This is a genomic window from Mycobacterium sp. E735, from assembly GCF_001666955.1.
GTDB lineage: Bacteria > Actinomycetota > Actinomycetes > Mycobacteriales > Mycobacteriaceae > Mycobacterium.
The window spans coordinates 50,886-60,047 of the sequence record NZ_LZIX01000229.1 but is presented as its reverse complement, the minus strand read 5'-3'; the positions used below and the strand labels follow the sequence as shown (position 1 = coordinate 60,047).

The following is a 9,162-nucleotide window of genomic DNA, read 5'->3' as shown; positions in this document are numbered from 1 at the left end:
ACGTCGAGGCCGTGACCGCGTGGCTACAGCACCACCACCCCGGCGCCCCGAGCCGGCGGCGCAAGCCGCGGCCGCTCAACATCGAGGTGCCCCGCGGCAAGCTGGCGGAGATGCTGGCGGCCACGATCGGCGACGACATCGCCGCCAGCGGCTGGCAGGTCGGATCCGTCTTCGGCACCGAAACGGCCCTTCTCGAGCGGTACCGGGTGAGCCGCGCGGTGCTCCGGGAAGCGGTGCGGCTGCTCGAATATCACTCGATCGCGCACATGCGCCGCGGGCCCGGTGGCGGCCTCGTCATCGCCAGGCCCCGGGCGCAGGCCAGCATCGACACCATTGCCTTATACCTGCAGTACCGCGACCCGAGTCGCGAAGACCTCCGTTGCGTCCGGGACGCCATCGAGATCGACAACGTCGCCAAGGTCGTCAAGCGGTGCGGCGAACCGGAAGTGGCCGCCTTTGTGGCCGCGCATCGGTCCGACGTCGAGGAAACGCCCGGCGATGTGGCGGACGCCTCGGCGGAGGAGTTCCGGTTTCACGTCGGACTGGCCCAGCTGGCCGGCAACACGCTGCTCGACCTGTTTCTGCGCATCATCGTCGAGTTGTTCCGGCGGCACTGGTCCAGCACCGGGCAGGCGCCGCCGACCTGGGCGGACGTCCTGGCCGTTCACCACGCTCACCAGCGGATTGCCGACGCGATCGAGGCCGGTGACGAGAGCCTGGCCCGCTACCGCGTGCGCCGTCATCTGGACGCGGCCGCCTCCTGGTGGCTTTAGCGAATACTGAGTTCTCAGATGTGATCTGCAGCTCGGTATAGCGAAGGCCCGCCGCGGGTACTGGGGAGGGAGAACTTAACGGCCGGTCCAGCAGGGGGTTGGCATTCAGTGATCGAAAGCGAGAGTCCTGGAGTGACGACGGGCACCGAAATTGGCCAGCTCGGCTTCGTCCACTCCGCACTCATCTACCAATCCCAGCAGGAGTACCTGGATTTCGTCACCCGCTTCGTCAGCGACGGGTTGGCGATGGACGAGGCGGTACTGGTTGCGGTGCCGTCCGACAAGTTGGTCTTGCTGCACGACGCGCTCGGCCCGGGCGAGCTGCCGGGCGATCTCCAACTGCTCGACATCACCGAGGCGGGGCGCAACCCGAGCCGATTCATGGCCATGGAGGGGTCTTTCGTCGATGACCACCCCGACCGGCGGGTGCGCATCGTCAGTCAACTCGCCTGGCCCGGCCGCACCGAGGAAGAGTTGGTCGCCTGCGTGGAGCACGAGGCGCTGGTCAACGGGGCCATGGACGGCTACCAGGTGACCGGGCTGTGCCTCTACGACGGAAGCCGGCTCGACGACGATGTGCTCGCGGACGTGCGGGCGACACACCCTCTGCTGTGGCGGGGCGGCGCCCTGCAGCGCAGCGCCGACTACGCGCCCGATGCCGCCTTGCAGCGCTGCAACCGGCCGCTGCCCGCCAAGCCGGGGGCCGTCACCTACACGGTGAGCAAGTCGGCGGACCTCAGTCCCGCACGGTCCTTCGCCGTCAACTACGCCGGATGGATTGGCTTGTCGCAGGACGGAATCGAAGATCTGCAACTGGTCGCCACCGAGCTGGCCAGCAACAGCTTGATGTACACCGACGGAGCCTGTCAGCTCGCCTTCTGGCGAGACGACGGATACCTGGTCTGCGAGGCGCGCGACACCGGGTGCTTCGAGGATCCGCTGGTAGGCCGGCTGGACCCGGGGCCGTGCGGGCCCGCCAGCCGGGGACTTTATCTGGTCAACGCCATCTCGGACCTGGTGCGCACGCATACGACGCCCAGCGGTACGACCATTCAGGCGTATCTGCGGTTCGAGCCGTCGGCCGGGCCGACCGGGTGACGCAAGCGGCCCCCGGGAATCGCTTCCCGAGGGCCGCCTGAAAATCAGTTAGAGGCCGCCGACAATCCCGCCGACCGTACCCAAAATACCGCCACTACCGCCGCCGACCGTGCCGCCGAGCAGTCCACCGCTGCCGGCCGCTGAGGAAGCACATCCAGTCGGGAGTAATAACACCGCGGCCAACCCGACGGCCACGGTGGCTGATTTAAGAGATTTCCTGATGCTCTTTGCCTTCATGATGAGCCTTCTTTCATCATTCCTTCGAGGGGTTGTTGCACAGCCGTTGAACGACTGTTGCCCTCGCCTCATACCCCCTGTTGCACACACGTAAACCAAAATTTCTTAAGAATTTCGCGACGGGTCGCCGCGTTATGACCCGAGGCGGAACTTGCACGTCAGGGCCGTGTAGGGCTAAAGTCTGCGCTCGTGCGTCTTCTCGATCGAGCCGTAGTAGCTAGCGCCCGCAGCGGGGTCTGACCCAGACCGACCCCCCGCTGTGGGTCGGAAGCTACTGCCGTCGGTCACTCCTTTCGACCGAAGAAGACCGGCACCATGACCATTCCCGAGCGGCTCGCTCAATCCAGTACTCCGGCCCCCGCCACGGCGGTGTTCGCCCGGGAGTTCGGCGCCCCGCTGCCCCGCGGCCTGCGGGAGCAGGCGGGCGCGATGTCCTGGGATGATTTCGTCGCGACCTACGCCCACGCGGGCGGGCCCGTCCGGCTGGGCAGCTGGGCCTGCACCGACACCGAGAGGCGGCCGGGGCCGCAGGCCCGCAACTTCCGGGCCGTGATCGCCGTCGGTGACCGCATCAGCACCTCGACCGCCGGCGGCAGCGGCCCGATCGCGGCGTTGAGCGCGATGCTGCACGATCACGGAATCCCGGTGGAGATCGTCAAGTTTCATCAGCTGGGCTCCGGCGGCCGCACGGTCACGTTTGTCTGCGGGAGCAACGGGGCCCGCGCCGAATGGGCGATGGGCTGGTCGGACGATTCGACGCAGTCGGCGCTGCGTGCGGTGGTCGCCTGCGCTAACCGCCTGCTCGCCTGAGGCCTACAGGGGGCGCAGCACGATCGGCATGCCGTCCATCGGGATGGGGATGGTGCGGTAGTCCCACTTCGACTCGTAGCCCGGCCGGGGCAGCTCGAGCCGGTAGCGACGCAGCAGCCGATGCATGATCGTCTTGACCTCCAACTGGCCGAAAACCATGCCGATGCACTTGTGCGCGCCGCCGCCGAACGGAGTCCACGCGTACCGGTGCCGCTTGTGTTCGTTGCGCGGCTCGGTGAACCGTTCCGGGTCGAACTTCAACGGGTCGGTCCAGATCTCGGGTAGCAGGTGGTTCACCCCCGGAAACGCGGTGACGTTGGTGCCCTTCGGTAGGTAGTGGCCCAGCAGTTCGGTGTCGCGCACCGTCCGGCGCATGGCCCACTGCACCGGGGTCACCAGCCGGATCGACTCGTTCATCACCAGATCCAGCGATTCCAGCTTCTCCAGCGATTCGATGTCGAGCGGTCCATCCCCGAGGCGGTCGGACTCGTCGCGGCAGCGCTGCTGCCACTGCGGATTCGCGGCGAGCTGGTAAGCCATGTTCGTCGCGGTGGTGGTGGACGTGTCGTGCGCGGCCATCATCAAGAAGATCATGTGGTTGACGATGTCCTCGTCGGAGAAGCGGTTGCCGTCTTCGTCCTCGGTCTGGCACAACACGGTCAGCAGGTCGCTGCCGTCCTTGCCGCGGCGCTCCTTGACTCGTTCGTCGAAGTAGTTCTCCAGCAGTTGTCGGGCCCGGACTCCGCGCCACCACGTGAACGGCGGCACCGGGTTGCGAATGATCGCATTGCCGGCCCGGACGGTCATGGTGAACGCCCTGTTCACCTTGGTCACCAGCTCACGATCGGTGCCGGGCTCGTGGCCCATGAACACCATCGACGCGATGTCGAGGGTGAGCTCCTTCATCGCCGGGTAGAGCAGGAAGCGCGGGTCGTCGATCACCCAGTCGTCGGCGGTGACCTGCGACACCACCCTGTCCATGTGCTCGACGTAACCGGCGAGCCGGGAGCGGATGAACGCCTCCTGCATGATTCGCCGGTGGAACAGGTGCTCTTCGAAGTCAAGCAGCATCAGGCCGCGCTTGAAGAAGGCGCCGATCACCGGGGTCCAGCCCTGCTGGGAGTAGTCCTTATTGCGGTTCGAGTAGAGCTCCTGGGCGGCGTCGGGGCCCAGCGCCGCGACGAACGGCAGGAGGGGAGAGTCGCCGAAGACGAGCGGCCCTTTGGTCTGGTACAGGAACATCAGGTAATCCGGGCCGCCGCGCAGCATCTCGATGAGGTGCCCGATCACCGGCAGCCCCGCGTCACCCACCACCGGTTTGAGCCCGCTGCCCGGCGGCGGCTGGGCCAACACGTGTTCGGGGAACTGGACGGTGCGCAGCTTGCGCTCCGCGACGCCCATGCCGGGAAAGTTGTTGACCGATGGGGTGAACCGGCGCCGCGCCTGGTCCAACAGGTATTGCGGGGTGCTGATGGTGGCGGTCATAGACGCTCCTTTGCGCGTTCCCTCCGAGGTGACAGCCGTCACTGTCTAATAACCTTCGGAAAAAACTTGACGGCTGTCAAGTTTGCTTTTTTCCCGGCGTGGTGCAAGGTCGGGGAATGAGCAGCCACCCCGCCACCCCGGAACCGGGCGGGCAACGGCGCGGCGACAAGCAGCGCCAGGCGATCCTGCAGGCGGTGCGGGAACTGCTGCAGGAGAAGCCATTCGCTGAGCTGTCGGTCAGCAGCATCAGTGTGCGGGCGGGGGTGGCGCGGTCCGGCTTCTACTTCTATTTCGATTCCAAGTACGCCGTTCTCGCCCAGTTGATGGCCGAGGCCGCCGAGGAACTCGAAGAACTCACCCAGGATTTCGCGCCGCGGGAGCCGGGGGAGTCCCCCGAGCAGTTCGCCAAACGCATGGTCGGCAGCGCGGCGGCCGTCTACGCGCACAACGACCCGGTGATGACCGCCTGCAACGAGGCGCGCAACACCGACGTCGAGATCCGCAACCTGATGGATCGGCAGTTCGACGCCGTGCTGGGCCAGATCGTCGCGATCGTGGAGGCCGAGATGAAGGCGGGGACCGCCCACCCGATCAGCGACGACCTGCCCACCCTGATCCGCACCCTGGCCGGTACCACCGCGCTGATGCTGACCGGCGATCCGATCCTGGCCGGCCGCGACAGCGATCTCGACCGCCGCGTGCACGTGCTCGAGCGGTTGTGGCTGCACGCGCTCTGGGGCGGGCGTCCGTAGGGCGCTACCGCCGGTATCGTCACCGCAATGGGGCAGCAGGGGTACTTCGCAGGCAAACGGTGTCTGGTCACCGGCGCGGCCAGCGGCATCGGCCGTGCCACCGCGTTGCGGCTGGCCGCCGACGGCGCCGAGCTCTATCTGACCGACCGGGACCGCGACGGGCTCGAGCAGACCGTGGTCGACGCGCGCGCCCTGGGCGCGGAAGTGCCCGCGCACCGGGCCCTCGACATCGCGGACTACGACGCGGTGGCGTCGTTCGCCGCCGACATCCATCGCGACCACCCGAGCATGGACGTCGTGCTCAACATCGCCGGAGTCTCCGCCTGGGGCACCGTCGACCGGCTGAGCCACGATCAGTGGAGCAAGATGATCGCGATCAACCTGATGGGTCCGATCCACGTCATCGAGACGTTCGTCCCGCCGATGGTGGCGGCCCGCAACGGCGGGCACCTGGTCAACGTGTCGTCGGCGGCCGGTTTGGTTGCGCTACCGTGGCATGCCGCTTACAGCGCAAGCAAATACGGACTGCGCGGGCTGTCGGAGGTGCTGCGCTTCGACCTGGCCCGGCACCGCATCGGCGTGTCGGTCGTGGTGCCGGGCGCGGTCAACACCCCGCTGGTCCAAACCGTCGAGATCGCCGGCGTGGACCGCGAAGACCCCAAGGTCGCGCGCTGGGTGAACCGCTTCAGCGGCCACGCCGTCTCGCCGGAGAAGGCGGCCGCGAAGATCTTGGCGGGCGTCGCCAAAAACCGCTACCTGATCTATACGTCGCCGGACATCCGGGCGCTGTACGCGTTCAAACGACTGGCCTGGTGGCCCTACAGCGTGGCCATGCGTCAGGTCAATGTGGTGTTCACCCGCGCGCTGCGGCCCGCCCCCGCACCGCTAGTCTCCCATGGCCAGTTCGAGGCGCACCCCGAGCAGCCGAACCGGGCGGTCGAGCTCGAATAGGTCCAGCACGCGCAGCGCCGCCGCCACGATGGTGTCGCGACCGGTGGTCGGTGCTTCCAGCTTGCGGATCTTGGTGCGGGTGTAGAACGTCGCGGTTCGCACGGTGACCGCGACGCGGGTCACGATGCGGCCGGAGGCGAGGACGTCCGCCAACGCCTGTTCGGCCAATTGCGTTACGGCAGAATCCATTTCGGAGCGGTCGGTGAGGTCGCGCGGGAAGGTGACGACGTGGCTGCGCGAGCGCGGGACCCACGGCTCGGCGCTGACTTGCGCGTCACCGCCACCCTTGGCCAGCAGGAGCAGCCACAGTCCGGTGCGTGGGCCGAACGCGGACGTCAACAACTCGGCATCGCTGTGTGCGAGCTCCCAGACCGTCGTTATCCCCAGCGCCGCAAGCTTTTTCGTCGTCTTCGGGCCCACGCCCCACAAGGCGTCGACCGGACGGTCCGCCATCACGGTCATCCAGTTCGCGTCGGTGAGCGTGAAGATGCCCGCCGGTTTGGCGAAGCCGGTCGCGACCTTGGCGCGCTGCTTGTTGTCGCTGATCCCCACCGAACACGACAGCCCGGTTTCCGACGCGATGACGGTCCGGATCTCTTCGGCGACCCCGATCGGGTCGGCCCCCGCCACCCCGACGTACGCCTCGTCCCAACCCCACACCTCGACCGGGTGCCCCAGGTCGCGCAGCAACGCCATCACCTGTTCGGAGGCCGCGTCGTAGGCGGCGGCATCCGACGGCAGGAACGTCGCCTCGGGGCAGCGGCGCGCGGCCGTCCGCAACGGCATGCCGGCGCGGACGCCGAATTCCCGGGCCTCATAGGAGGCGCAGGTGACCACCTTGCGCGGTTCGGTCGGGTCGCCGCTGCCGCCGACGATGACCGGCAGCCCGACCAGCTCGGGATGGCGGCGCAACTCGACCGACGCCAGAAACTGATCGAGGTCGACGTGCAGGACCCAGAGCGGTGCCGGCGGCCCGGTCATTCCGCTATCGCCCACAAAGCTTGCGCGCCACGCTTTCCCATGCGTCGCCCAACGTCTCCAGGGTGTGGCCGCGCTCGTTGAGCTGGTGCTCGACATAGTTCACGTGGAGGAGGGCCAGCAGGGCATCGGTCTGAGCGTCGAGGTCGCCGGTGGAGTGTGCCGCCTCGAGCAACACCCGGATGTGGGTGTGGTGCACGAGGACGGGCGCGCTGTAGCGAGTTTGCGGATCGCGGTGGGCCTCCGACAGCAGTTCGCGATGGGCGTGCGCGAAACCGATGCGCTCCCGGCCGAACGCCACCAGTCGGTCTATCGGTGGGGCGTCGGGTCCCAGGGGAGGCGGGCCGAACAGGAAGGCCTGCTGGCTGGCTCGCTCGTCCTCGTCGAGCAGCACCATCATCAGGCCGGCGCGGCTGCCGAACCGGCGAAACAACGTGCCCTTGCCGACGCCGGCGGCGGCCGCGACGTCGTCCATGGTGACCGCGTCCGCGCCGCGTTCGGCGATCAGCCTGCGGGCCGCGTCCAACAGGAGGGCGCGGTTGCGTGCCGCGTCGCCCCGCTCCGGCTGGGCCGCCTGGAGTTGGTAGACGGGCAGTTCGCCCAACCGCTCGACACTGCTCATCCCTGTACTTTAACGCGGCGGGAATAGAACCGGACTGTAGTCCGGTTGTGTGCGAGGATGGAGACCAACGAATGAAGGGATACAGAACGGTGGCAGACAACATCAAGGTCTTGGCGTTAGTGGGGAGCCTGCGCACGGCGTCGATCAATCGTCAGATCGCCGAACTGGCGGCCGACATCGCCCCCGAAGGCGTCAGCGTGACGGTGTTCGAAGGGCTGGCGGAGCTGCCGTTCTACAACGAGGAGATCGACGACGCGATGAACACTGACGCGCCGCCGCTGGCCCCGGTGGCCGCGCTGCGCACCACGGCGGCCGACGCCGACGCCGCCCTGGTGGTCACGCCGGAATACAACGGCAGCATCCCGGCCGTCATCAAGAACGCGATCGACTGGCTGTCCCGCCCGTTCGGCAACGGCGCGCTGAAGGGCAAGCCGCTGGCGGTCATCGGGGGGTCCTTCGGCCAGTACGGCGGCGTATGGGCCCACGACGAAACCCGTAAGTCGTTCGGCATCGCCGGCGCCCGCGTGGTCGAGTCGATCAAGCTCTCGGTGCCGTTCAAAACGCTCGAGGGCAAGGCCCCCGCGGAGCACGGCGAGCTCTCGGACAACGTGCGCGATGCCCTGGGGAAGCTGGCCGCCGAAGTCGCCTGATTGGCAGAAGTCAACAAGCCGATCGCCGGGCGACCAGCAGGGTTGCCGCAATCGGATAGCCGAAGCCGCCAGCCCTCGCTGGCGGCTTTGCTAGTGGTCGCCCGGACGGCCTGGCCCGGGGCGGCATCGGTCCGCGTTGACGGGGCTTGTCGGTGGTCGGTGATACAACGATTCGCATGCGCGGCTTCGAGGAAGATTGTGACCTGCGACACGCCGGGCGTGTCCGCCGGGGACGCCTTACGACCAGCGAATTTCAGAATTGTTATTCCGAACATGTTGTATCTCGACATCTTGTCAGCCACTAGGTGTAGTGTTTCGAGCACCGGCAGATCCCAGGTTCACCAGGCCGACCGGGCCCTGGTTCACCACCCGAAATCGGCACACAGGTCATTCGACCCCGACGGCCGCAGGACGGGAACGTGGGGGCTTGACGGGCCGCTGAAACACAGCGAAGACAGCGTTTGTTGCAGTACCCGAGTAGTTGCCAGTCCGTTACAAGTCCCACCTTCCGCAAAGGAGCGGCTTCCATGAGCATCACCGTGTACACCAAGCCGGCATGCGTGCAGTGCAGCGCCACGTTCAAGGCCCTGGACAAGCAGGGCGTCGGCTACGAGAAGGTCGACATCACGCTCGACAACGAGGCGCGTGACTACGTGATGGCATTGGGTTATCTGCAGGCCCCCGTGGTGGTGGCGGGCAACGACCACTGGTCGGGCTTCCGGCCGGACCGCATCAAGGCGCTCGCGGAATCGGCTCTCAGCGCTTAGCCGGACGTTAGGTAAGAAGGAGGTTGCGGTGCACTCGCG

General features: G+C 67.3%; 11 protein-coding genes. 7 read left to right on the top strand and 4 right to left on the bottom strand.

Going from position 1 to position 9,162, the window contains the following annotated elements; genetic code table 11:
* Both A5704_RS18790 and A5704_RS18785 read left to right on the top strand, forming a co-directional pair.
* The coding region (locus A5704_RS18790) for a FadR/GntR family transcriptional regulator (RefSeq protein WP_156737702.1) at positions 1–773 on the top strand (773 nt) is incomplete at its 5' end.
* A gap of 108 nt (positions 774–881) precedes the next feature.
* Positions 882–1,871, top strand: coding sequence for a sensor histidine kinase (locus tag A5704_RS18785; protein WP_067890423.1), 990 nt, complete (start codon positions 882–884; stop codon positions 1,869–1,871).
* Positions 1,872–1,919: 48 nt separating this feature from the next.
* On the opposite strand, the gene A5704_RS27845 is transcribed toward A5704_RS18785, so the two are convergent.
* Positions 1,920–2,108, bottom strand: coding sequence for a hypothetical protein (locus A5704_RS27845; RefSeq protein WP_082950395.1), 189 nt, complete (start codon positions 2,106–2,108; stop codon positions 1,920–1,922).
* Positions 2,109–2,423: 315 nt separating this feature from the next.
* Between A5704_RS27845 and A5704_RS18780 the strand changes: the two genes are divergently transcribed.
* Positions 2,424–2,918, top strand: coding sequence for an alpha-isopropylmalate synthase regulatory domain-containing protein (locus A5704_RS18780; protein WP_067756605.1), 495 nt, complete (start codon positions 2,424–2,426; stop codon positions 2,916–2,918).
* A gap of 3 nt (positions 2,919–2,921) precedes the next feature.
* Here the strand turns inward: A5704_RS18780 and A5704_RS18775 are convergent, their stop codons facing one another.
* A complete protein-coding gene (locus A5704_RS18775) occupies positions 2,922–4,403 on the bottom strand; it encodes a cytochrome P450 (RefSeq protein ID WP_067783865.1) in 1,482 nt (493 codons plus the stop codon).
* Positions 4,404–4,519: 116 nt separating this feature from the next.
* Here A5704_RS18775 and A5704_RS18770 point away from each other — a divergent pair, with 116 nt between their 5' ends.
* Positions 4,520–5,155 (top strand): TetR/AcrR family transcriptional regulator, encoded by a 636-nt coding sequence (locus tag A5704_RS18770; RefSeq protein WP_067756598.1) that lies wholly within the window; start codon positions 4,520–4,522, stop codon positions 5,153–5,155.
* 27 nt (positions 5,156–5,182) lie between these two features.
* Positions 5,183–6,106, top strand: coding sequence for an SDR family oxidoreductase (locus A5704_RS18765; protein ID WP_067890420.1), 924 nt, complete (start codon positions 5,183–5,185; stop codon positions 6,104–6,106).
* On the opposite strand, the gene A5704_RS18760 is transcribed toward A5704_RS18765, so the two are convergent.
* A complete protein-coding gene (locus A5704_RS18760) occupies positions 6,041–7,087 on the bottom strand; it encodes a DNA polymerase IV (protein WP_067890417.1) in 1,047 nt (348 codons plus the stop codon). The genes A5704_RS18765 and A5704_RS18760 overlap by 66 nt on opposite strands.
* A gap of 4 nt (positions 7,088–7,091) precedes the next feature.
* Positions 7,092–7,706, bottom strand: coding sequence for a TetR/AcrR family transcriptional regulator (locus A5704_RS18755; protein ID WP_067890413.1), 615 nt, complete (start codon positions 7,704–7,706; stop codon positions 7,092–7,094).
* Positions 7,707–7,795: 89 nt separating this feature from the next.
* Between A5704_RS18755 and A5704_RS18750 the strand changes: the two genes are divergently transcribed.
* Positions 7,796–8,356 (top strand): NAD(P)H-dependent oxidoreductase, encoded by a 561-nt coding sequence (locus A5704_RS18750; RefSeq protein WP_231969177.1) that lies wholly within the window; start codon positions 7,796–7,798, stop codon positions 8,354–8,356.
* Between the two features lie 527 nt (positions 8,357–8,883).
* Positions 8,884–9,123, top strand: coding sequence for a redoxin NrdH (locus A5704_RS18745; protein WP_067274703.1), 240 nt, complete (start codon positions 8,884–8,886; stop codon positions 9,121–9,123).
* The last annotated feature ends 39 nt before the right edge of the window (positions 9,124–9,162 follow it).

Coding starts and splice junctions, on each gene's coding strand:
- A5704_RS18745 (WP_067274703.1), top strand. CDS start 8,884: ATGAGCATCACCGTGTACACCAAGCCGGCATGCGTGCAGTGCAGCGCC.
- A5704_RS18755 (WP_067890413.1), bottom strand. CDS start 7,706: ATGAGCAGTGTCGAGCGGTTGGGCGAACTGCCCGTCTACCAACTCCAG.
- A5704_RS18765 (WP_067890420.1), top strand. CDS start 5,183: ATGGGGCAGCAGGGGTACTTCGCAGGCAAACGGTGTCTGGTCACCGGC.
- A5704_RS18770 (WP_067756598.1), top strand. CDS start 4,520: ATGAGCAGCCACCCCGCCACCCCGGAACCGGGCGGGCAACGGCGCGGC.
- A5704_RS18775 (WP_067783865.1), bottom strand. CDS start 4,403: ATGACCGCCACCATCAGCACCCCGCAATACCTGTTGGACCAGGCGCGG.
- A5704_RS27845 (WP_082950395.1), bottom strand. CDS start 2,108: ATGAAGGCAAAGAGCATCAGGAAATCTCTTAAATCAGCCACCGTGGCC.
- A5704_RS18780 (WP_067756605.1), top strand. CDS start 2,424: ATGACCATTCCCGAGCGGCTCGCTCAATCCAGTACTCCGGCCCCCGCC.
- A5704_RS18760 (WP_067890417.1), bottom strand. CDS start 7,087: ATGACCGGGCCGCCGGCACCGCTCTGGGTCCTGCACGTCGACCTCGAT.